This window comes from Desulfonatronospira thiodismutans ASO3-1, assembly GCF_000174435.1.
In the GTDB taxonomy this organism is placed as follows: domain Bacteria; phylum Desulfobacterota; class Desulfovibrionia; order Desulfovibrionales; family Desulfonatronovibrionaceae; genus Desulfonatronospira; species Desulfonatronospira thiodismutans.
In genome coordinates, this window is the sequence record NZ_ACJN02000004.1 from 279,097 (window position 1) to 301,681 (window position 22,585).

The 22,585-nt window shown below is 46.8% G+C and carries 16 protein-coding genes; 12 read left to right on the forward strand and 4 right to left on the reverse strand.

The annotated features are described in order from the left end of the window. Positions 1-155 precede the first annotated feature (155 nt). The 3 genes from DTHIO_RS20170 (at position 156) to DTHIO_RS18460 (ending at position 4,345) form a co-directional block, all read left to right on the forward strand. Positions 156-2,678, forward strand: a complete 2,523-nt coding sequence (locus DTHIO_RS20170; protein WP_008871757.1) for a PAS domain S-box protein — start codon at positions 156-158, stop codon at positions 2,676-2,678. Positions 2,679-2,879: 201 nt separating this feature from the next. Continuing rightward, on the forward strand, positions 2,880-3,179 hold the full coding sequence (locus DTHIO_RS18455) for a UxaA family hydrolase (RefSeq protein ID WP_008871758.1): 300 nt from the start codon (positions 2,880-2,882) through the stop codon (positions 3,177-3,179). A gap of 2 nt (positions 3,180-3,181) precedes the next feature. Beyond that, positions 3,182-4,345, forward strand: coding sequence for a UxaA family hydrolase (locus DTHIO_RS18460; protein ID WP_008871759.1), 1,164 nt, complete (start codon positions 3,182-3,184; stop codon positions 4,343-4,345). A gap of 232 nt (positions 4,346-4,577) precedes the next feature. On the opposite strand, the gene DTHIO_RS18465 is transcribed toward DTHIO_RS18460, so the two are convergent. Beyond that, positions 4,578-6,047 (reverse strand): N-6 DNA methylase, encoded by a 1,470-nt coding sequence (locus DTHIO_RS18465; protein WP_008871760.1) that lies wholly within the window; start codon positions 6,045-6,047, stop codon positions 4,578-4,580. Then, complete coding sequence (locus tag DTHIO_RS18470) at positions 6,044-6,655, reverse strand: restriction endonuclease subunit S (protein ID WP_008871761.1); 612 nt, start codon at positions 6,653-6,655, stop codon at positions 6,044-6,046. The genes DTHIO_RS18465 and DTHIO_RS18470 overlap by 4 nt, the downstream gene beginning before the upstream one ends. Positions 6,656-7,854: 1,199 nt before the next feature. Between DTHIO_RS18470 and DTHIO_RS18475 the strand changes: the two genes are divergently transcribed. The 9 genes from DTHIO_RS18475 (at position 7,855) to DTHIO_RS20175 (ending at position 19,453) form a co-directional block, all read left to right on the forward strand. After that, a complete protein-coding gene (locus DTHIO_RS18475) occupies positions 7,855-8,496 on the forward strand; it encodes an ATP-dependent Clp protease proteolytic subunit (protein ID WP_008871762.1) in 642 nt (213 codons plus the stop codon). Between the two features lie 599 nt (positions 8,497-9,095). After that, positions 9,096-9,782 (forward strand): metallophosphoesterase family protein, encoded by a 687-nt coding sequence (locus DTHIO_RS18480; RefSeq protein ID WP_008871763.1) that lies wholly within the window; start codon positions 9,096-9,098, stop codon positions 9,780-9,782. Positions 9,783-9,999: 217 nt separating this feature from the next. Next, entirely contained in the window at positions 10,000-11,481 is a 1,482-nt protein-coding gene (locus DTHIO_RS18485) for a type IV secretory system conjugative DNA transfer family protein (protein ID WP_008871764.1), read from the forward strand. A gap of 99 nt (positions 11,482-11,580) precedes the next feature. Further along, complete coding sequence (locus DTHIO_RS18490) at positions 11,581-11,799, forward strand: hypothetical protein (RefSeq protein WP_008871765.1); 219 nt, start codon at positions 11,581-11,583, stop codon at positions 11,797-11,799. A gap of 20 nt (positions 11,800-11,819) precedes the next feature. After that, positions 11,820-12,215: a hypothetical protein gene (locus DTHIO_RS18495; protein ID WP_008871766.1), complete on the forward strand. Its 396-nt coding sequence runs from the start codon at positions 11,820-11,822 to the stop codon at positions 12,213-12,215. Between the two features lie 871 nt (positions 12,216-13,086). Further along, positions 13,087-13,479 carry a hypothetical protein gene (locus tag DTHIO_RS18500; RefSeq protein ID WP_161598704.1) on the forward strand — a complete coding sequence of 131 codons (393 nt, stop codon included), beginning with the start codon at positions 13,087-13,089 and terminating at the stop codon, positions 13,477-13,479. A 510-nt stretch (positions 13,480-13,989) separates the two neighbouring features. Then, positions 13,990-14,721 carry a hypothetical protein gene (locus tag DTHIO_RS18510; protein ID WP_008871769.1) on the forward strand — a complete coding sequence of 244 codons (732 nt, stop codon included), beginning with the start codon at positions 13,990-13,992 and terminating at the stop codon, positions 14,719-14,721. A 122-nt stretch (positions 14,722-14,843) separates the two neighbouring features. Then, positions 14,844-16,274 (forward strand): hypothetical protein, encoded by a 1,431-nt coding sequence (locus DTHIO_RS18515; RefSeq protein WP_144311575.1) that lies wholly within the window; start codon positions 14,844-14,846, stop codon positions 16,272-16,274. A 455-nt stretch (positions 16,275-16,729) separates the two neighbouring features. Next, entirely contained in the window at positions 16,730-19,453 is a 2,724-nt protein-coding gene (locus DTHIO_RS20175; RefSeq protein ID WP_008871771.1) for a tetratricopeptide repeat protein, read from the forward strand. Between the two features lie 557 nt (positions 19,454-20,010). Here the strand turns inward: DTHIO_RS20175 and DTHIO_RS18525 are convergent. Both DTHIO_RS18525 and DTHIO_RS18530 read right to left on the reverse strand, forming a co-directional pair. Continuing rightward, positions 20,011-20,682, reverse strand: a complete 672-nt coding sequence (locus tag DTHIO_RS18525) for a hypothetical protein (protein ID WP_008871772.1) — start codon at positions 20,680-20,682, stop codon at positions 20,011-20,013. A 24-nt stretch (positions 20,683-20,706) separates the two neighbouring features. Beyond that, positions 20,707-22,575, reverse strand: a complete 1,869-nt coding sequence (locus tag DTHIO_RS18530; protein WP_008871773.1) for an NAD-binding protein — start codon at positions 22,573-22,575, stop codon at positions 20,707-20,709. Between the last annotated feature and the right edge of the window lie 10 nt (positions 22,576-22,585).

Here is a 22,585-nt window from a genome sequence, read left to right on the forward strand (position 1 = left end):
TTGCATGAAGAAGAAAGATGTTAGCCGCTGATCTCGCCCCAGTGAAATAATAAGAGATTTCACGGGGTAAACTGATCTACGCTGATTAAAATCATTTTGATACAATATAGAATAAGCCGGGATTAGATTTTTTCAACCTCTTGCAGGGGAAAAACATGAAAAAAAGCCTGCACTCCACAGGGCACAGCGCCCATACCCAAGATGAGCCCTCCCAGGAAACCCTGCGCAAGTATCAGGCGATAGTTTCCACGGTCAAAGAACCCATGTCTTTTGTGGACCGCAATTACGTTTACCAGGCAGTAAATCAGGCATACTTAGACACTTTTGCCGGAAGCAGGAAAGAAATTGTCGGCCACACCGTAGAAAGCCTTCTCGGCGCTCATGTGTTTGACAACATCGTCAAGCCCAGACTGGACCGCTGTCTTGAAGGAAAAGAGGAGCACTATGAGTCATGGTTCGATACTCCGGCTGGCATTCAGGAGTGCCTTTCAGTCTTTTTCCACCCCTGCCTGGACGAAAATGGACAAATCCAGGGCGTCATCGTCCATGCACGCAACATTACAGAGCAGAAACGTCTGGAAGAAGCCCTGCGCCGTTCTCAGCAGTATTACCGGGCTATATTCGAGACCACGGGCACGGCCCAGGTCATAATCGAAGAGGACACCACCATTTCCCTGGCCAACTCGAGGTTTGAAGGACTAAGCGGCTATTGCAGGCAGGATATTGAAGGCAGAAAATCCTGGACCGAATTCGTCCACCCCCAGGACCTGGAGCAGATGAGGCATTTTCATTTTTCCAGACGCAAGGATGACTATACCGCCCCGCGCCAGTACGAATTCCGCTTCATTGATGCACATGGACATGAGCATCACATCTATCTTTGCATAGATACCATTCCAGGCACTACCCAGAGCATTGCGTCCCTTATGGATATTACAGAGCGTAAGCAGGCCGAAAATGCCCTGCAGGAAAGCCGTGCTCAGCTGCAGGCCATTACAGACTCGGCCCAGGACGCCATTGTCCTGATGGGGCCTGAAGGTGAAATTGCCTACTGGAACCCCATGGCTGAATCAATTTTCGGATATACCGCGGAAGAAATCGTGGGCAAGGACCTGCACAATATCCTGGCCCCGGCAAGATACCATGAGCAACACCTGAAAGCCTTCCAGCATTTTCAGCAGACCGGCAGGGGAGATGCCATAGGCAAAACAATTGAATTATCCGCCCTTGACCGGGATGGCAGAGAATTCCCCATTTCCCTTTCCCTGTCCGCTGTATCTTTGCAGAACAGGTGGCACGCGGTGGGTATCGTCCGCGACATTACAAGGCAGAAAGACGCCGAGGAGAAAATCGTAAAGGCCAGGGACGAAGCTGAAGCAGCCAACAGGGCCAAGTCTGAATTTCTGGCCAACATGAGCCACGAGATTCGCACTCCCATAAACGGCATCATGGGAATGATGCAGCTTCTGGAAGCCACCAGCCTGGACGTGGAGCAGGCGCAGTATGTGCAGATGGGGCTCACGTCCGCCCGCAGGCTGACCAGGCTTCTCTCGGATATCCTTGATCTGTCCCGGATTGAGGCCGGTCAGATGGAGATCAGGCAGGAAGAATTTGATGTCAGAAAACTCTGCTTTTCAGTGACAGAGCTTTTCATGGTCACCTGTCGGGAAAAGAATATTGCCCTGGAATACAGCCTGGATCCGCAACTGCCTGAAATCCTTCTGGGAGACGAGACCAGGCTGCAGCAGATTCTGTTCAACCTGGTGGGCAATGCCCTTAAATTCACCGAGCAGGGCCGGGTACAGGTGAACTGGCATCTGATGAAACGTCGGGAAAGAGATATCCAGGTGCTTCTTACCGTATCCGATACTGGCATAGGCATGACTCCCCACAGGGCCGGGGATCTTTTCAAGCCCTTTGTCCAGGCCGAGAACGCCTACACCCGCAAATACCAGGGAGCAGGCCTTGGCCTGTCCATAGTCAAAAGGCTTGTGGAACTCATGCACGGAGAGGTAACCGTAGAGAGCATGCCGGATGCAGGCAGCACTTTCAATATTCTTTTGCCCCTTAAGGTGCCTGAGCAGCCTGAAAAGGAACAACAACTGGATGCTTCTGAATCAGCCCCGGATAATCAAGGGCTTCGAGTTCTCCTGGTTGAAGATGACCCATCCAACCAGCTGCCCATGAAGCGCCTGCTGCAGAAGTCCGGACACCAGGTAAGCCTGGCCGGGAACGGTCAAAAGGCCCTGGATATGCTTGCCCACCAGGATTTCGACTGTATTCTCATGGATATTCAGATGCCGGGCATGGACGGGATGGAGGCCACAAGGCGTATCCGCGCCGCAGGGGACAGGAGACAGGAATCAGAGATCAGAGATCAGAGGTCAGAAGTCAGGGAGCACAAATCAGAGGTCAGTGGTCTGGGATCAAAGGAAGGAGAGCCCATCCCTGAATCCCTCAATTCCCAGATCCCTGAATCCCAGAATTCTTCAATCCCAGAATCCCTCAATTCCCCAATCCCTGAATCCCCGAATTCCCAGATCCCAATAATAGCTTTAACCGCTTACGCCATGGATGGTGACCGGGAGCGGTTTCTCGAGGCAGGCATGAATGACTGCCTGGCCAAGCCGGTACAGAAAGACGACCTGGAGCGGATGCTCAGGAAACATTGCTCATAACGCCTCCTGAACTGTTTTCTGTGCCGGTGGCTTTCAGGAACAGGGCTGCAGGACCAACCCTTTACATGCTGCTGGTTTTCTTCCATCTTCCGGCCGGCATCGGCAACCCGGCAAGTCACTGACCCGGCGCAGCTGTTTCATCTGTCCATGCCGGACAAGGGTCAGCATAAACCAGTTTTTCACCAGCCACAGGAGTACACCATGAAGAGTTCAGCTGTATTGATCAACAAAGATGACAATGTGGCCACTGCCACAAAGGACCTGGACGTCGGGGAAAAGGTATTGGTCCAGGACGATGATTCAACATTTGAGATTCAAGTCAAAGAACCGGTTACCTTCGGGCACAAGTTCGCCCTTTCCGACATAAGCCAGGGCGGACAAATCATCAAGTACGGGGAAGTAATCGGGGTGGCCACCAGAGACATATCCAGGTTCGGACATGTCCACGTGCACAATGTAGACAGCATCCGCGGAACTTTTACAGACAGAAAGGAAGGTTAGCTATGAATATCTGGGGATACATGCGTCCAGACGGTCAGGTGGGAATCAGAAACATGGTGGCGGTCATCCCTACAGTGGTCTGTGCCTCGGAAACCGCCAAACATATCGCCGAGAGGACCCGGAACACCATTTATCTTCCCAACCAGCACGGGTGCTGCCAGCTTGGCAATGACATGCAGCTTACCACCCAGACCCTTATAAATCTCGGCAAAAATCCAAATATCGCCGCTGTCCTGGTGGTGGGCCTGGGCTGCGAAGGCGTTCCCATTAAAAAGGTCGCTGATGAAATCGCTGCCGGTTCCCGAAAAAGGGTTGAGCACCTGATCATCCAGGAGCAGGGCGGCACCCTCAAGACCGAAGAAAAGGGTCTGCGCCTGGTCAGGGACATGATCCAAGAGACCCAGTCCCAGCACCGGGAACAGACAGACCTGTCCAGAATAATCCTGGCCCTGGAATGCGGAGGCTCGGACGCCACTTCCGGGCTGGTGTCCAATCCCGTGACCGGATATGTATCGGACAAGCTCATCAGCCTGGGAGGGACCACCATTTTTTCCGAAACCACCGAGATCATCGGTGCTGAGCACATTTTTTCCCGGCGCGCCAAATCAGATGAGGTAAAGAAAAAACTCCTTGATACCGTGGCCGGCTGTGAGCAGAAAGCCCGGGACCTGGGCTTTGACATGCGCGGCGGCCAGCCCACCCCGGGAAATATTCAAGGCGGGCTGACCACCATTGAGGAAAAGTCCCTGGGCTGCATATACAAGGGAGGCAAAAAGCAGCCTTTAAATGGAGTCCTGAATTACGCACAGATACCCCGGGAAAAAGGCCTGCATTTCATGGACACGCCTGGACAGGACATAGAGTCCATTACCGGCATGATAGCCGGCGGAGCCCAGGTGGTCATCTTCACCACCGGCAGGGGCACCCCTACAGGCTCACCCATTGCCCCTGTCATCAAGATAACCGGCAATAAAACAACCTATGAAAACATGAAGGACAACATAGAATTTGATGCCAGCCCGGTGATCGACGGCCGGGAATCCATCGCCCAGGCCGGTGAAAGGCTTTTTCAGGAACTTATAGAGGTCATAAACGGCAAACAGACCAAGGCCGAAGCCCTGGGACACAGGGAATTCGGAATGTACAAGCTGCACAGCACCTTCTAATTCCAGAATGCACAGGAGCAGACAAGAAGTTGCCCGTGCCAGAAAAAATTCCTGAGCACGGGAAGCCTTCAGGCGTACACCCGGCTAAAATGCGCTTTGCTGACCTGCGAAATTCTATCGGGCAGGCGGGTGCTCCGCACATACGGTTGTGAAGAATAAAGATCCACAGCAAGGCATGCCCCGCCCATATCTTTAAACGCAGCCTTAAGGTATTCGTTAGAGTTTCTTCAGGCTATGTGTGCCCGGATAGCATGCCGACCTCCGCAAGTTCTCTATCCAGCTTGTCCTGGACATCTTTCAGTTCTGTGTCGATGCTGATTATCCGCTCTTTTATCTGTTCCAGGTCCGGCCTGGAAGTTCGGGTGTCTTTTCTGTACCTGCCGGGATAGAGATTATATTTGTTTCCATGGATTTTTGTGGTTGTAACAAGCATTGACCCCTTATACCCATCCTGTCTTTTCTGGAGGATGTCCATCAGGTAATCGGGGTCGAGCTTAAAGCTGCTGTTGTCTACGAACAAAACATTTTCATCCTGCTTGTCCATTTTAAGCACCAGAACGGCCATGTCGAACGTAAGACTGGGGATATAACTCCTGGGAATTGTTATGACCGCATCCACATAGTTCACGGAGACTATGTGTGCTCTTATCAGGTGAGAACTTTCAATGCTCAGAAACCTGGCCGGCAGCAGGATGGCCCCTCTGCCTGCACTGGGCTTCATTGCATGCAGGGTATGCGCCATGTGGGCAAGCTCCAGGGTAAAGCGCCTGCCAACCAGAGTCTCCGGAAAACGGCCAAAGGGATCTTTTCTAAGCCTGGCTGCAATCCGTGAAGAAACAGAGCCCATTTGGGGCAGGCTGATTACACAGTCAAACTTTTTTAGATTTTTGTCTTCCTCGATAAAATCCGGTTCGAGTAGAAGATTCTTTGCAGGTACTTTTGAATGATCACACCCGAACAGGGCCAGGTGAACCCTGGCTGACAGGGCATTGGTAATAATGCTGTCCTGGGCATACACATAGTTTGCCGGTTCATTTGCAACGCAGTTGAGCAGGGCTGTACCAACCCCGCATCCGGCAAAAAACACCCTGTCTTTATCCTGGATATTTAACACCCTGGACATGAACAGGCTTAAATCCACTGGTAATGAAGCAACCCTGGCCGGATCGCCATACTCGGCAATGATCTTTTGAAAGGCCCGGCAGTAATCACTCCTGGTATCCTGTCCAGAAGCATCGAAAAGATCCTCTATGCTGTAACCTTTCAGATTAAAGGCCCGGCAGTAATCACTCCGGGCATCCTGTCCAGAAGCATCGAAAAGATCCTTTAGGCTGTAACCGTTCAGAAACTTGATTATTCTTTCCCAGACCTCTGCATCAGCTTCCTGGTAAGGTGCATGCTGTAAAACAAGATTGAAAAGTTCCCTGTCTGAATCTGAAGGTCCGGGTCCAGCAGCAAAATCAGCCATGTATTTGTTGATGAGTTTTGCAGTGCTTTCTTTTTCCCGGGGTTCCCTCCTTTTTTCCTGCGGAAAGATGTTCTGATGGAGCCGGGTAAAGCCGGGATATTTCTTTTTCTCAGCCTGCAGTTTCCAGAGCAGCATGGTCTGGGTCTGAAGGAAGGTCAACGCTCCCAGTCGGCGACTCTCGTGCTCGGAGTATATATTGGAAAGCAGTTTATATATTTCGTCATACCTGCTCATTTCATACCTCCGCCAAGAATACCGTCTATCCCTACCTGTACCATCTCTTCCCTGTGCTTCAGTCTTTGACGCGTAAGACGTTCTTCCTTAAGCCACAAATACCAGATTCTGACAATCCTCTCCTGATCGTTTTGCTCTGGAAGAGGCACTTCTAAGTTTTCCAGGACAGATTTGGTTACAACCCTCTGGAAAGAACCCCCGGCCTCAGCCATGAAATATTTCTGGGCCCTGTCGGAATTCAGATACCAGTTCAGGTAATGAGGAAGGGTTTTATCGTCCTTGATCCTTAAGACCATAAAGCTTGGGGCAGCAGCAGTATTTTCCGGGACAGGGCTTTCCAGTACAACTGAATGGCTCTGTCCGGAACGACCGAAAAAAAGGATATCTCCAGGTTTGAGAAAGTAGCTTTCAATCTTTCTTCCCTTAAAGCGGATCCTGATCAACTCATCATGATTGACGCGCCTCCAGGCTGCTGTGTCCTTGGGGCGGATCACCCGCATGTTGCCCTGTGGATCTTCTTCCATCTTTTTCCTGGCCGGAAGACCTGCCGTGATCTTGGCTACTTCCTTAAGCTTTACCAATCTGGTCTGTTCTGTGTCGCTGGGCATTAATTTTCCATGAAGTCTTGCTGTTCAGCAGTTCAGGGGTCCGTATCCGCCCCGGGTACTGCCCCGGGGGTAAGCCTGCAGAAAGGTCAGAAGCGTGACCATCGGCATTATCCCATTGCCGGGAACAGCAGAATTTTTTAAAAGTGCAGTACAATATATTATTCCTTAAAGCGAGAAAATCATTGTTTATCCAATATCATTTTTTTCGGCCATTGTCAAGTACTTTTTGCATATTATCAGAGTCTGCACAAAAATTAAATTTCCTCTTGACTTTTTTGAAATTTATGGTATACTGCACAGGACATTTTAAAGGCAGTATTAATCTTATAATCAATCTTACCCATCTGGACAGTCAAAAGTTCTAGCGCAACACGCTGGAATTGTTATGTTTTTATAATACATAGCTGCCCAATTACATTTAACAGGTAACTGCATGAAATCACAAGTCTTTTTCTTCAACTATTAACAATTAACTGATAACTATTAACTCTCCAGTTACCCATAAGGAGGTGCACAAACAGAACCCGGCAAGAAAAACCATATGCCAAAAAAGTTGTTCATGGACCCCACCAAAAAACAAAAAGGAGGCAGAATGCATAACCTTCTCAGGGCGTGCCGCTCACTGCTGGAGGAATAAAGCCTCATGAAATTATTATTCTTTAAAACCGTGTGTGCGCAGCACCCGCCTGCCCGCTAAAATTCTGCAGGACAGCAAAGCGCATTTTAGTCGGGTGTGAAGCCTGAAGGCTTCCAGTGCCAGAGAAGATCTTTCCGGCTCGGGCAACTCTGTTGCACACCCCGGTGAAACCCGCTGCGCGGAGACAAAAGTCTGTTTCACGGGGCGAGCGGGCGGCTTTGCCGCTCACGGCCGGGGCAAACAGCCCCCACAGACTCCCTGCGGCCCCTTTTTTAAAGCACCCCCCGCTTTTAAAAAAGGGCTTGACAAAAGCTGTAATCTGCAGTACACATTATTTTGCTAAACGATAAACCAGAGATCACCTCCTGAGATGAACATCAATTGCCACTTGTAAAGATATAATAACTTTAAAAAAACATCAATCAAAAACAAATTTCTACTTGACAAAACGTGCAGTATTTAATATACTACTTCTTACACTTGGCAGGGGCATTTTTGAAAAGGGCTTGAATATCTTTAACGGGCAGGTGGTTCAGGCGTCTGCCGGCAAAAAGGAGGTCAGATGAAATACACACCAATGGTAATCCACAGCGAAGGCAGAAACGAAAGATCATACGATATCTTCTCCAGGCTTCTTAAGGACAGGATTATATTCATCGGGGTCCCGGTGGACGATCAGCTGGCCAACCTTGTCTGTGCTCAGCTGCTTTTTCTGGAATCGGAAAGCTCGGAAATGGAAATCAACCTGTACATCAATTCCCCGGGCGGTTCAGTCACTGCGGGGATGGCCATATATGACTCCATCCAGTACATTTCTGCCCCTGTAGCAACCCTGTGCATGGGTCAGGCCTCCAGCATGGGAGCTCTGCTGCTGGCCGCCGGACAGAAAGGAATGCGCTATGCCCTGCCCCACAGCCGGATACTTATCCATCAGCCCCTTGGAGGCTTTCAGGGACAGGCAGCTGACATCGACATTCATGCCCGGGAGATCATCAGGATCAAACAGGAAATAAACGCAATAATGGCCCATCACACTGGAAAAGACATGGCCACAGTGGAACACGACATGGACAGGGACTATTTCATGGGACCGGCAGAAGCAAAGGAATACGGAATCATCGATCATGTATTGACAACAAGGGCCGGGCTGGAAGGCCGACAGAGCCAGGACAAGGGGAGAAGTGCTAGAGCGGCAGCGGCATAAGTTAATATTATATTATATTTGATAACGTTTAAAATGTCAAGCAAAACCTGATATTATACGATTAAAACCTGGTTCAGGTTGACCGCCTGAACCAGACTGTTGCCGCCTCATGAGGCAGGGAGGACAGCATGTCAAGACTTTTTACAACGAGAAACACCGTCCTGGTGCTCTGCATTCTTTATGTAATTGTAATCCCCTTTTGCGGCAGCTGCTCCATCTGAATCTGCAACAGGCTGGGGTAAAAATTCAGGAGGCAACGCCTCCTGAACCCTTTATTCTTAAAAACCGTGTGTGCGCAGCACCAGTGTGAAGCCTGCAGGCTTCCCGTGCCAAACAAGATCTTTCTGGCACCCCAGTTGAATGCCCTGCGGGCTAGCTCATGAGCTATTCAACGGGGCAGGCTGGCAACTCCGTTGCACACAGGCGGCTCTGCCGCTCACGGCCGGAGAAGTAGCGCCTCTTGAACTCTTTATTCTTTAAAACCGTGCGTGCGGAGCACCCGTGTGAAGCCTTAAGGCTTCCAGTGCCAGAAAAGATTTTTTGGCACGGGCAACTCCGTTGCACACAGGCGGCTCTGCCGCTCACTAAAGGAACAGATTATGTCCCAAGAAGCAAAAATCCTTATCTGCGGAGACCCGCACGGCTATTTCGACTATGCAGCCAGAAGCGCCGAAGAACATGGTGCCCGGGCGGTGATCTTTGCAGGGGATCAGTGCCCGCCGAGGCCCCTGGAGGAGATTGTGGCCGAAAGCGGATTCACCTGCCCTGTATACTACATCCTGGGTAATCACGATTCAGACCGCGAAGAGTGGCTGGTAAACCACTTAGGCATGCAGGAGCAGAACCTGCACTGCAGGACAGTGGAAATAGCCGGCATCAAAGTCGCAGCACTTGGCGGGGTGTTCCGGGCCTCAGTATGGCACCCCCGGCAGGAAAAAGCCCCCAGGTTCTACTCCAGGCAGGCCTTCCTGGAACACGCAAGGCCCCAGACCAGGTTCAGGCACTGGCTGCCCCGCAAGCACTGGACCACCATATTTCCGGAGGATATGGACGCACTCAGACAGCAGGGCAACGCGGACATCCTATTGTGCCACGAGGCTCCAACCACTCACCGCCACGGGTTCGAGGAAATCGATCAGCTGGCTGCAGACCTTGGGGTAAAGATGATCATTCACGGCCACCACCACCGTTATTACCGGTCCGGACTGGAAAACGGCATACAGGTGACTGGCCTGGGCATTTCAGCAGATGGAGTATTTGCATTTTCCAGAGAGATTCTCGGTTGATCCATTCAGACATAGATTTTTTTTGTCAAAACAAGATTTGCAGTATATAATAATATGTTTTTTGATCATTTCGCAAAAATAAAAAAGATAATAAAAATAAAGACGATATACTTTCTGATGTACAGGCACTCAACCTCAAATTTCCTCTTGACAAAATCAGCAGTTTATTGTATATTGCATATACGTTCAAACCTGAAACCATACAAAGGAGAATTTTATGAGCCAGAAAAAACATGACTGCAGGATGGGTTTCGTAGCTCACAATAACGGCCAGGGCCAGAGCAAAAAGAAGGGCGCTGGAAACAAAGCGGTCGCAAATCATGTCGTGAGTTTTGACTCCGGCGACTCGGTGTCCATGGATGAGGCTGTACACAACCAGATAGTTTTCGGAAATACCGGCTGCGGCAAGACATCTTCAGTGATTCTGCCTTCTCTGTCGAATCTTATGGCAAAGAAGATGGGTGGCCTCGTATTCGACATAAAAAATAACTTTACCCACCATGTGCGCAAACTGGCCCACATTCACGGACGTCTCAAGGATGTTGTCGAGATAGGCTCCTTTGATTCCGCCTCTCCCGTCAATATTCTTGCAGGCCTTGGAGACAAGGAGATGGAAGAGACCCTGGACAGCATGATTGTAACCCAGTTCTCTGAAAGCAGAAACGCAGAGTGGATACATAAAGGAGCACGCATTACCAAACAGTGCGCCAGAGTACTTCGAGACCTGGACAGGGCGATGCCCGGAAAGGGCTTTGCCCCCAGCCTGGCCCTGCTGTCCATGATGCTCAATGATGAAGAACTGTCAGGGCATATCTGGGAGCTATGGAAGGAAAAGGTACAAGATACTGGGAACAGAAATGCAAAACTCAGTCAGGAGGTGGAGTCAGACAGATTCAACATTCTTATTTCAAAATCCATAAAGAACGACAAGAAAGATAAGGATATGGAACAACAGATTGCATGGAGACTGGCCGTACCAAGAAAGTTCCTGGACGGCTTCAGCGAGGGCAGCCTGGCGGACAATCTTTCCGCAGACAGGGGAGACCCCCTGGACCTGGAGGAGCTTATCTTCAAACAGAAAAAGATTGTGGTGCTCAGATTTTCACCCAGATACGGCAGCCCCGGCACCAGGCTGGCCAGGCTGGTAAAGGAGATGTTTTACAATACAGTTTACAGCCGCTTCGGCGAACAGGACAAAAAAGATACCCAGGAAAAGGTGTTCAACATAATGGATGAGTTTCAGGACATTATAAACCTTGATGAAAACTCCAGCATGGACGATTTCAGCTGGATCTCCAAGTCCAGGGAGTTCGGGGTGATCAATATCGCCGCCACCCAGACCATGTCCAGCCTGTACAGGTCAAAGGTGGAGTACAGAGTAAGAGCCATGCTGGCCAACTTCTCAACCAAGATCATCATGCAGACCGATGACCCGGCCACCCAGGAATGGGTCTCCAGGTGCTTCGCGACAAACCCCCTTTTAAGTGATCTTGGCCCGGCCGAGACAGCAGTCTTGAGGTTCAAGCTCCCGGAGCGCAGGTACGAAATGTATGTTGACTGCCTGCAAAAGGCCCATGACAGCTGCAAGGAAATGCTGGACAAGGCCCCTGCACCCCCGGCGGCAAAGGCATCGAAGAAAAAAGGCTTTAATGCGGATAAGCTCTACTCCAGAGTTACAAAGCATGTAATGGCGTACTAACCATCAGACAGGGCACAGGCGCGGATGTCCACGGACCGGGGTTATCCGCGACTGTGCCCTGCCAGACCCGGACACTGAACAAGAAAGGAGAAAGACACAATGCACAACAAAGTCAAAGAAGTACTGACTGTAAGGTATGCACACAGCGATGGCTGCGTGGCGGCCAAAATCAAGGAGTACCCGGGCTGTATGACCGAAGTCGACGACCTTGCCGACCTGGAGTGGAACCTGTATGACGCCCTGTCGTCACATACCGGCAGAACCATCCCTGAAGGCAGCATAACCTGGATATGGCAGGAAGTATCAGAAGACGACTGAAAAACCGGAAAGGAGGCAATATGAGCATTAAACCGGATTTAGGCATGAGAATGGTCAATGACGGAATTTCCAGAAACACGGTTCAGCATTTTTATGACTTTCGCCTGGACCACTTAAGCGTCCTTGGCAGGGGCAGGTATACAACCATAGCGGATACGCCCTACAAAGGCGAGATGCATGCCATGTCCCTTGATTTCAACCAGGAGCACCTGGAACAGATCCTGGACAGGGCACCTGCTGAAATTGCAAAGCAGGTGAAAGCCGAGCTGTCCAAAGACCCTCTTACTGCCAGAACCATTGAATTCAAGGGCGGGGTAACCATATCAGTACGCGCCGGCCTGGGCGAAATCCAGCAGTCGCTTTATGAGAACTTCGTCCCCCTCGTGGTGCAGGAAGTTCTGCAGCCTGACATGTAAATAAAAGCCAGCCCGGCCAAAACACATTTATTGCAGTCAACTAAAAGAAAGATCAACTGTTTCAGCATGTTGCTGATACACAAGTCTGTCATCTCATGAGTACGGCACGGTCTACTCCCCTCCTCCTTAGGTCAAGGAGAGGCGGGAAGTAGAATGAACAGTCAAAGACACCAGAGAATTCTACTCCCCTCCTTGGTTAAGGAGGGGTCGGGGGTGGTTCGTTCAAAATGATCACTACCTTAAATCTCAGGCGGTAACGGACACTTCGCCACGTGCGCCAGTGAAGCATCCCCTGAATGGTTAAGCACGGCCTGCTCCCCTCCTTGGTTAAGGAGGGGCCGGGGGTGGTTCGTTCAAAATGATCACCACCTTATAGCTCAAGCAGTAACAGACACTTCACCACGTGCGCCAGGTATCTGCCTGTAAAATGAAATGCACGCAGTGCCATACGAATCAGGAGTTCATCTGTATACGTGCCAAGATGCACCCGTGCCCAAAAAATTACATATACTTAAAATTTTGTTTTGACATCAGGATTCATCATTGTTAAGAACCCCGGAGCAAACACAACTATTATTTATTGAAATCTTGGGAAGCAAGGTTGCCTCTTCAGGGCAGCCTGATTCCGGTCAAGCCTCCCCACCCTTAACAGGATTGAGCCAGCATGAAAAAATGCCCTTCCTGCAGAAATCAGCTTGAAAACCGGCCTGCCGGTTCGGTTGACGATATTTCTGCACATCTCTTATCAAAGATAAAATGCAAACACAAAGGAAAGCAAAGGGCTACTCCGAAAACCACATGATCATCAACCGATGATTAGACCTTTCACTTTTGTGACAGGTGGAACCAGATCAACCAATCCCCTTGCCACATGAAAAAGGATAAACTGTTACAGCATTTTCTTGTTTTAATCTACAACCTGTTTCAAGGAGGAAGATCGATGCCAAAGGTTATTTTAAGCATGATAACACTATTTTTTGTGTTTATGTTGGCAGGCTGTTCAAGTGGACCTTCAGATAGCGAAGTAAAAAGTCTTTTAGAGGAAAAATATGAAGAGTATAATCAACAAGCTTCAATGATGCCTGATGCTCAAATAGAAGTCGATAGTATTGAAGTACACGAATGCAGTCAGTCAGAAAATCAGACAGGATATATCTGTACAGTAACAGTTGAAGGTTCTACTGGAGTTACCGGAACTGGCAGCGAAACCTCAGATGTAAGATTTATAGAATCTGACAGCGGTGATTGGCGCATTGTTAATTAGCTTACTAATAAAATTTTTATGGTTCAAGGGGCAGACGCCGCATATGGTTCAGGTCCGTTGGTCCTGTTTGGCATTTTGCAGATGATTTTAGGGCCGGTACTGATCCGGGTGACGTGCGAGATGGTCGCTGTTTTGTTCTCCATTAACAGTTCACTGGAGAAGAAAGATGGTGAGAAGTCTGCCGATTAGCAAAAAAGGGGCAGGCTGGCGAGTCTGCCTTAAAAAAGGAGGCGATAGGCGCTCTCAATAAGAATACAAACCAACCATGAAATAATAAATATCAGTATCTCTTCTGTTTCTTCAAGAGTGTTTGGCTGTTTTTGAAATTTTTTCAATCTGGGAAAATTATAATGCGAAAAACGTCTTTCTGTTGTCTTGCCGGCCTGTTTACAGCCATCACCCAGCCCTCTTTTCTTGTCCTCCCCGGACACAAGCCAACCTGCCCTGTCCATTGACGACTGCGTGAGTATGTAAGTTTATCTATATAAATTACTTGTCAGGGAGCTCATTATGAAACCAGCACATTTTCTCGTCTATCTACTGTTTGCCTTTTTATTGGCCGGTTGCGCTGCTGGATATAAGGCGCCGGGGCCGGGGCAGCTCCTTCCTGATTATGATCCGAAACTTTTTGGATACGAAATCCATGAACAATGGATGATGGAAGATGGCAGAGAGGTTATCCTTGCCGAAAATACATTTCTTTTCGCCTCAGATGAGTACGTTCTGAGAATAGGTCGAGCACGTGACAGAGGCCTGCTCGAATTGAAATTAAATGAAATCCACCGGGCAAAAATGTACAAACTGGACGACTTTTATGTTTATGAGGGGATCGGCAGGCATAGTGAAGATTGTCGATGGGTTGTAGAGATAGTACGCATCCGCGAAAATAGAGCACATCGAAATATTGTTGAGATAGGAGAAGACAGGAGGAAGCTTATCACCCGTAACGATGACGGTGACAGGCTTATCCTGGCTGTTATGGCCAGAGATCTGGACGACAGTGAATTCTGGGGGATTGAGCAACGCCGAGTGCGGAACCTTGCCCCCAATAGAATGGACTGGGAACACCTTGAATACTTCCAGGTGCAAGCTGCCAGGGCCTTCCAGGAGGCTGACAAAGGTAAGCATGAGCAGCAAGCACGCCAGGCTGTTGAAATGCAAAGAGTGGAAGGTATGGCTCCGGAGGGGACGGTGGAAGAGCCTGAAGATGATGGCAGAGTGATAATAGACCTGGGGGATTAAGTATAGTGTCCAGAACAGACAAAGCTCCAGCCATGCCTACGAGGGATCTTCTTGTTATACTGGGTCTAACCTCAGTTTACCTGGTCGTTGAACTGGCTTTCAACGCCAGTCTGCTGGATGTCATGGGCACCAGTGTGTCTTCGACAGAGCTGGATCGTATCGAACATGTCGGGAGAATTCTGTGCGGCATTGCGGTTTTTTTATTTGTTTACGGCACTCTGCTTCTACCGACCATGAATAAAAAGCGGATCGGTGGTTTTGTCGGGAAGGTTATTGTCTTTGCTTCTTTTGGTCCCCTGATAATATGGGGGGCTTACGTCGGCCAGGAACGCCTGGTGGAGAGTATCGTTAAAAATTCCGACCCAGAATGGCGAAAGCAGGCGGTTCATCTAAGAGTAGTACAATCATCGCTGCTGGAAGACCGGGCTGAACTTAGCGGTATTGAGCTGTCCAGAGAGGACCTGGGGACACCAGAGGGCAAATCTTTCATAGCCCTCCTTCCCTTTTATGGTTCAGGTCTGTCCAGAACGGACATTTTAAGCAGCGAGAATATAGACGCCCTGTTGAGACAGAGGGTTCGCGAAGAGATGGGCACAAGAAATGAGTTTCTGGATGAGGTGCGACCCAAGATAGGGGATCTGGAAAACGCTTATAACGAGTACGCTGACGCATCCGAAAGATATTATGAGAGCCTGGCCCCGGGTATGGCCGATAAAAGAGCCCAGGAGAAATGGGAGGAATATGTGAGGAGGCTGGAGAGTGAGACGGGCAGGAAGCCGAACAATGTTCCTAGACGGGCAGAGAGCCACGTGAGAGAAAAGGTACAGGGAATGGGAGTTCCTGTATCCAACTCCTGGAAACCCTACGATAGAAACGGGTTTATTTCCGCATTCAAGAGAAATTATGACTCAGTGGTAAAAAACCGGTTCGATAGCGAAGTTAGGAGAAGGGTGGGCGGCAGCGTTAACCCAGGGCTTTCCTGGGATGAGTTCATCCGTGAGCCGGCTGTAGTAAGTTATATGAGGTCCAGAAGCGACATAATCAAGCAGTATGGTTTTCCGGACAAGCTGACTAACGAGGGTTTTCTGCAGCAATATTACGAGCCTGTTAAACGAAAAAAGATGGAGGAGTATGGCAGCTTGCTCAGAGCCGAAGCAGAGTTTTTTGCAGACGGAAAAAAGTATGCTCAAGAGGGCAGAAAGGCCTTGTATGCCGTGGTCGTCCCACCGCTTGCCCTTTTCTTTTCAGTGACTGGAGCCCTGCTCCACGTCGTTAAAACTGCAAATTTTGCTTTCCGGCTGGTACGCATCCACACCTTGATCCGCTGGGCTGTCTGGATATGTGTCCTGGGTGGGACTCTTGCCTTCGTCAATACACAGTCTCTACCGAACAAAGTTACAGAGTCAGAGCTTTTCGAAACATTGGACAAAAGCTTAGCCTCAAAATATGGTCGGACAACTGCGTCGGCCATGAAATGGACCGTTGAGTTTCAACCTTATTTCTACCCCCGGAATAAAGCGATAGAATCCAGGCTTAACCTGATCAGGCACTAATTCTGTCCAGCAGCCTGATATGTAAATAAAACCCAGCTCGGACCCTGCTTAACCAGGCAGAGGCCGGGAGTGCTTCAATTGAAATGATCACTGCCTTAAGGCTCAAGCATTAACGGGCACTTTACCATGTGTGCCAGACATGTAAGCATTCAGGGGACGTCGTAACCGGCTTGAGAACAGTTCCAAGGCATAGTCCCAGGAACCACCACTGAGCCCCCCTGAATGCTTACGGAAAAGATACTGGTTTTGATAAGGGATAAAAGGCATATAACGTTAGCCCGGCAGGCCGTTTATCAAACTGTTTTTTCAGGACGGGCACTTGTTCATGCGTTGGCTCAATCCTGTTAGGGGGTTGGGGGCGGGGAGCAGGAACCATTCAAAGGGTCCCGCAAACGGCCTGTTGACAGTCCCCAGGTATGCAGTTGCGTCTTTACAGTCAACTTTAAGGAGGACTTATGAAAATTTTTTTGAGTTATGGTCATGATAAAAACACACCTTTGGTTGAAAAAATCAAAGCTGACCTTGAAAATCGAGGGCATGATGTCTGGATAGACACCTCAGAGATAAAATTTGGCGATGACTGGAGATGCAGTATTACTGATGGAATTTTGGAAAGTGACTGGATGCTGTCTTTTCTGTCTCAACACTCCACTCGTGATCCTGGAGTTTGCCTTGATGAGCTTGGTATAGCTCTCGGATCAAAAGGTGGGATAGTCAAGACAGTCCTGGTAGAGAAGGAAAAGGATGTAAAGCCTCCTGTTAGCGTTAGTCATGTCCAATGGCTGGATATGAGCAATTGGGAAGAAATCAAGGATCGTGATCCAAAGGATTTTGAACAATGGTATAAAGGCAAACTGGATGAGATAGTCAGAGTAGTTGAGAGTGAGTCCAATCAACGATTTGCAGGAGAAATTGAAGAACTTCAGCAAAAATTAAAGCCGGTTTTATCAGATGCTCGGATATGGGGACTGTTGAAGGATGGTTTTGTTGGCCGAGAGTGGCTGTTTAAAATGCTTGAGGATTGGCGTATAAATAATCAGGGCCAGCAGATCTTCTGGATTACCGGTGAGCCTGGAATTGGAAAAAGCGCCTTGTCAGCCTGGATGTCACACTACGGCAAGGTACATGTTGTAGCTGCTCAATTTGTTGAACATAATAAGCCCAATAAAAAAGATCCTGCTAAGGTGGTTCAGAGTATTGCATATCAATTAGCTACCAGACTGGATGACTACCGAAAATTTTTGGTTCAGCTTCCTGTTCTTGATGAACTGGATAGTCAAAACGCCTTTGAACTTTTTGAAAACCTTTTAGTTAATCCTTTGCATTATGCCATATCAGGAAATCGGGAACCCTGCATCATCCTTATAGATGCTCTTGATGAAGCTGTTTCTCAAGGTCAAAACAATCTGGTTGAGTTCTTATCAGAGCAGGCCCAAAGACTGCCGGACTGGATACGGTTGGTGGTCACCAGCAGACCTGAACCGTCAATAATACGCAGGTTTTCCCATATTGAACAAGTAAAGATCGAAGCAGATGACAATCATAATATTAATGACCTTAGAAAATTTCTCAGGGTTTGGGCTGAAAATAACAAAAAAAATATACAGATGAAAGAACAAGAGGACAAAATCATTGCTGCTTCAGAAGGCAATTTTCTTTATTTGCGGGAATTTTGTCGCGGTGTTGACCACGAATGGATCGATTTTGCAAGTTCAGATTCATATCCTCAGGGAATGACTGGTCTTTATACTCAATACTTTACACGCCAGTTTCCTAAAATTGAAGAGTTTGAAAAAAAGTATTTGCCAGTAATTGAACTAGTTCTGGCATCTTCTCAGCCTTTGCCAGAATACTACGCCAGTGAGATACTTGGTTTGAAAGGTCGAGATAAAATGGAGGTATTGGAGCCTTTAGGCAGCCTATTTCCAAGGCATAATGACTCGATCGCCCCATTTCATAAATCCTTGAAGGAATGGATATGCGATGACAAACGTGCTGGATACTATTATGTGCCGATTGAAGATGGGCAATACAAGCTTTGCAAATACCTTTGGAAAGAGGTATTGAGGTATGAAGGTGAGTCAATTATTCCTGAAGATTATGTTATAAGAGAACTGCCAGTACAGATTAAGAATCTAAGTAAAAACAAAAATTCGCTTCCAAATATTATCGATGAAAGTTTTAAATATGAAGAAAAAAGAAGATTAATAGTCCATATAGGAAACAAGCTTGTAGAAAGTGGCAGATGGCTTGAAGCTGAACAATGGAATGATATCAATTTAGATTTGCATAAATTGATGCTTGGCCACGACCATCCAGGTACAATTTATGCGAGGCGTAAGCTGGCGGCTATTTTCAGGAAACTGGGTAGGTATGAAAAAGCCAGAGAAACGCTGGAAAAGGTACTTGAGGATAGTACCAGGATATTAGGACACGACCATCCAGATACTCTCACTGCCATGGCCCTCCTGGCGAGTACCTTGGGAGACCTAGGAAAGCATGAAAAAGCCAAAGAAATGCAGGAAAAGGTGCTTGAAAATAGAACCAGGATATTAGACCACGACCATCGAGATACTATCACTGCCATGGGCAACCTGGCGGGCACCTTGGTAGACTTAGGAGAGTTGGAAAAAGCTAGAGAAATATATGAAAAAGTGCTTGAGGATAGTACCAGGATATTAAGCCATGAACATCCATACACTATCACTGCCAGGAACGACCTGGCAGGCACTTTGGGAAAATTAGGAGAGCATATAAAAGCCAGAGAAATGCAGGAAAAGGTGATTGAGGATTATACCAGGATATTAGGCCATGAACATCCATTTACAATCACTGCCAGGAACAACCTGGCGACTTCTTTGAGAGAACTAGGAGAGTATGAAAAAGCCAGAGAAATGCAGGAAAGGGTGGTTGAATGTTTTACCAAAAAGTTAGGCCATGAACATCCAGATACTATCACTGCCAGGAACAACCTAGCAAATACTTTGGGAGGACTGGGCAAGTATGAAGAAGCCAGAGAAATACAGGAAAAGGTGATTGAAGGGTTTACCAAAATATTAGGCCATGAACATCCAGATACTATTTCTGCTATGAACAACTTGGCGGGCACCTTGAGCAATCTAGGAGAGCATGAAAAAGCTAGAGAAATACAAGAAAATTTGTTTTATAATAAAAGTTGAGATGGCTCAAATTTGTTTTGCACAATGCTATGATTAAAATACGTACATTCTAAAACTCTTTTTTTGCATATAAACATTACAGATTATAAAATATGCATACCATAAAGATAAATTATTTAAAAAATGAAGTCATTGGTTGTTAATTTATTTATTGAACTTTTGCGGTCAAGAAGAAACGCAGTATTCTAATCGTCTCAAGAAATTTTGCTCTGAATTTAAAGTACCAACATTTCTAAAAAGATGTGGGATACGTAAAGCCAAAGGGTATTTGGCTACAAAATAGAAGGTGGGGTCTCACAAAGATTGAAGGCGTAGATGGTCGTTATTGCTGCTTATATCCGAAAAGTGGGCAGAAAAAGGTGGAAGTACTGTCAAAGATCACAATCATGGTAATTGGCAACTCAGAAAGTTGAGTTATTAAACAATTTTAAACCGGCATAATTAAGACATATTCAGTCTTGCGCTCGCATTGGAATTAAAACTCAAGTCAGAACTTTCACCATCAAAAGGGATGTCGCCTTTTTTCCAAGAGGAAATGTCAGATCAAGTCGAAACTATCACTCTTGAATCATCAGCCATTCCTCAAGAGAATTTTCCCATCCCTCCTGTGAGGCTTCAAGGGGCATCTCCTTAGAATTATGGCCTGGCATTAAAAAGCGACTTCCTCTTTCTTGAACAAGAGGAAACCATAGTACTGGCTTGCTTGCTGTAAGGGTCATTTCAACAACATGGGCCGTTCCACCTGGACCTCGAGCTGGTTCACCGTCCCATAGTGCAATCATCAAATCGCACATATCGACAATCTTTCGGCCAACAGCTTGATATCCTTGGATTCCACTTCTTGGGTAATCAAGCTCAATTACACTGGATGCCTCAGACAGCAACTTTGCATATTCATCCAGGGACGTCTGATCCTGGAAATCCTTTTTATATTCATTGCGATTAAAGGGTAGGACACAGCATAGATTTAGTTTGTTTTTCAGTGCCTCTCTGGCAAAAATACGATCTGCCCCCTCTGCTAAGGCTGATACCATGCATATCTGGGGATTATCCTGGGTATGAACAGCATTGAAACAGCTAGTTGAGAGCTTCTTGAGTACGATATCCAGAATCTGGCTTATAAATATTGAGAATTTACTCTCGATATTTGGATTAAGCCTGTGGGCTCTATGTCCTGTTACTCCGATGGAAATAAGAGGTGATCCGGGTAGTTTGTATTTGCTGATCACGATATTTTAGTTTGTGCTCAAGAGTTATTGCTGGCGGACTAATTTGAATTGGTTCGTTTCTATATACATTTTGACTATATGTGGCAGAGCTTTAATTATCGCAACATCTTTATCGTGTTCTGCCTCATCCAGTTTTTCATATTTTACGATAGTATTATTGATCTGCATAGGTTTATCTTTTTTTTCGTCGAACAACCAGTCATCAATCAGTCTTTCCATGCAGAATCTTTTATGTTCATTTTTTTTGAGATTTTCCATATTCTCATCAATCGCTTTTTCAAGCTCAATGATTTTCACTTCACTACTTGGTAATGTACTGGCGTTTGAACAAGGCTCCAGAGAGAATCCAATCTCCCGAAGCTTGACAAAAATATGATCACCTGAATGTCGGCTGGAGTATTGCTGAAAGTCAGTAAGCTTGATCCATTCTTCATTCTTCAACTCTTTATATTTTTTAGAAAGTTCGATTTCAGAAATCTCTGAGTCTTTCTTATTGTTAATAACACCGTAAGCAGCATGTATCATCATTCCGATGTTGTCTGATATCTCTCCAGGGTATTTCTCTTGTCTTCCAAGCATATCTTTCATAATTTGATAAAAATGGATTTTAGTATATGTTTCCCAGCTATGATATTTTATTAAAATTGTGTTATTATTCAGTTCAGGTAAACAGCAAACAACGTCAGCGTTTTGCCTAAGAACCTGTAAACATTGACTAATTCTATAGCTTGCATCTACACAACTGTAGTCATTGTCTCCAGTTACATATATTCGTGAAAAAGGGATATCTTCTCTCTCGCTCAATGCCCTTCTAATAATTCCTGGTGACGTTGAATTAGTATCATAATGGTAGAAAAGTATGTCTGCAATTGGAGAACGTCCTCCGTAAGCTGCATCAGCCTGGTCAAAGTTGAGTACTGGATGTCTTGCAATAAACTTTTGGAACTGTGATTCATCATTGTCAAATAAGCTAATTAATAAAGGAGCATCCTCAAAAAAAACACAATGCCGCACGAGCTGAAGAACTGTTTCTTTTGCGAAATCTCCAAGTCCAACGATTCCTATGTGGACTTTTTTGTGGACTTTTTTCTTATATTTCTGGGAACTGATTGTGATTGGCGGGTACTCAATCAGCAATTTTCGAGCTGCTAATGATTTTGCGCTAAACCAGATTATACCGCCGTCTTTTTCTCGATACTCTTGAAAATTAGGAATATGGCCAGCTATCCTTCGTAATGATTTGTCCTCAATATCAACAATTAATCTTGGTCGTTCTCTTTGTTTTTCTGGTATGAGACTTATAACCTTGGACGTTATGTCTAAATCAAGGTTATCGTCCCCTGTAAATATATAAATAGTATCGACCTTATTCAGCTTTAGCCGCTTAAGAGTATTGATATCCCTTGCATCACCATGCAACAATATAGAATTGGGCCTTTCTCTGATTGATATAGCATATTTTTTATCAATGTTGATGTCCATGGCTATTATTGGTGTATCTTCATCCAAGCTTTGTATTATTCCAAAAGCCATCCTACCAGCACCTAAAAAAACATTTTTTCTTGGACTGATAGAATGTCTAAAGTAACATATCTGCTGACCTGCAATTTTAAACAAGACTGCTATAATAGAAAAGGCTGCAAACAAAGGCAAAGCAAATCTTGAAATTTGCAGTGGTATATTCATATCAAGCCTAGCTTCATGAAGGTCAGCGTTCATAACGATCATCTGTAGTGCCTTATAAGCTGCATCAAGAAAAACTATATCATTTCTCATAAGACCTAATAAAGCTAAAATATAAAACAAAATAAATAATATTAAGGCAAAACATGCATGACGTAAGTCAACAAATTGCCCGATTTTCTTGTTAAGATTAATCTTTTTATCTTCCATACCTTTGAAA

Excerpts from the sequence above, each read along its gene's own strand:
- DTHIO_RS18480 (WP_008871763.1), top strand. The coding sequence starts at position 9,096 with ATGTCCCAAGAAGCAAAAATCCTTATCTGCGGAGACCCGCACGGCTAT.
- DTHIO_RS18500 (WP_161598704.1), top strand. The coding sequence starts at position 13,087 with ATGAAAAAGGATAAACTGTTACAGCATTTTCTTGTTTTAATCTACAAC.
- DTHIO_RS18455 (WP_008871758.1), top strand. The coding sequence starts at position 2,880 with ATGAAGAGTTCAGCTGTATTGATCAACAAAGATGACAATGTGGCCACT.
- DTHIO_RS20175 (WP_008871771.1), top strand. The coding sequence starts at position 16,730 with ATGAAAATTTTTTTGAGTTATGGTCATGATAAAAACACACCTTTGGTT.
- DTHIO_RS18530 (WP_008871773.1), bottom strand. The coding sequence starts at position 22,575 with ATGGAAGATAAAAAGATTAATCTTAACAAGAAAATCGGGCAATTTGTT.
- DTHIO_RS18490 (WP_008871765.1), top strand. The coding sequence starts at position 11,581 with ATGCACAACAAAGTCAAAGAAGTACTGACTGTAAGGTATGCACACAGC.
- DTHIO_RS18485 (WP_008871764.1), top strand. The coding sequence starts at position 10,000 with ATGAGCCAGAAAAAACATGACTGCAGGATGGGTTTCGTAGCTCACAAT.
- DTHIO_RS18470 (WP_008871761.1), bottom strand. The coding sequence starts at position 6,655 with ATGCCCAGCGACACAGAACAGACCAGATTGGTAAAGCTTAAGGAAGTA.
- DTHIO_RS18475 (WP_008871762.1), top strand. The coding sequence starts at position 7,855 with ATGAAATACACACCAATGGTAATCCACAGCGAAGGCAGAAACGAAAGA.
- DTHIO_RS18495 (WP_008871766.1), top strand. The coding sequence starts at position 11,820 with ATGAGCATTAAACCGGATTTAGGCATGAGAATGGTCAATGACGGAATT.
- DTHIO_RS18460 (WP_008871759.1), top strand. The coding sequence starts at position 3,182 with ATGAATATCTGGGGATACATGCGTCCAGACGGTCAGGTGGGAATCAGA.
- DTHIO_RS18465 (WP_008871760.1), bottom strand. The coding sequence starts at position 6,047 with ATGAGCAGGTATGACGAAATATATAAACTGCTTTCCAATATATACTCC.
- DTHIO_RS20170 (WP_008871757.1), top strand. The coding sequence starts at position 156 with ATGAAAAAAAGCCTGCACTCCACAGGGCACAGCGCCCATACCCAAGAT.
- DTHIO_RS18515 (WP_144311575.1), top strand. The coding sequence starts at position 14,844 with ATGGGCACCAGTGTGTCTTCGACAGAGCTGGATCGTATCGAACATGTC.
- DTHIO_RS18510 (WP_008871769.1), top strand. The coding sequence starts at position 13,990 with ATGAAACCAGCACATTTTCTCGTCTATCTACTGTTTGCCTTTTTATTG.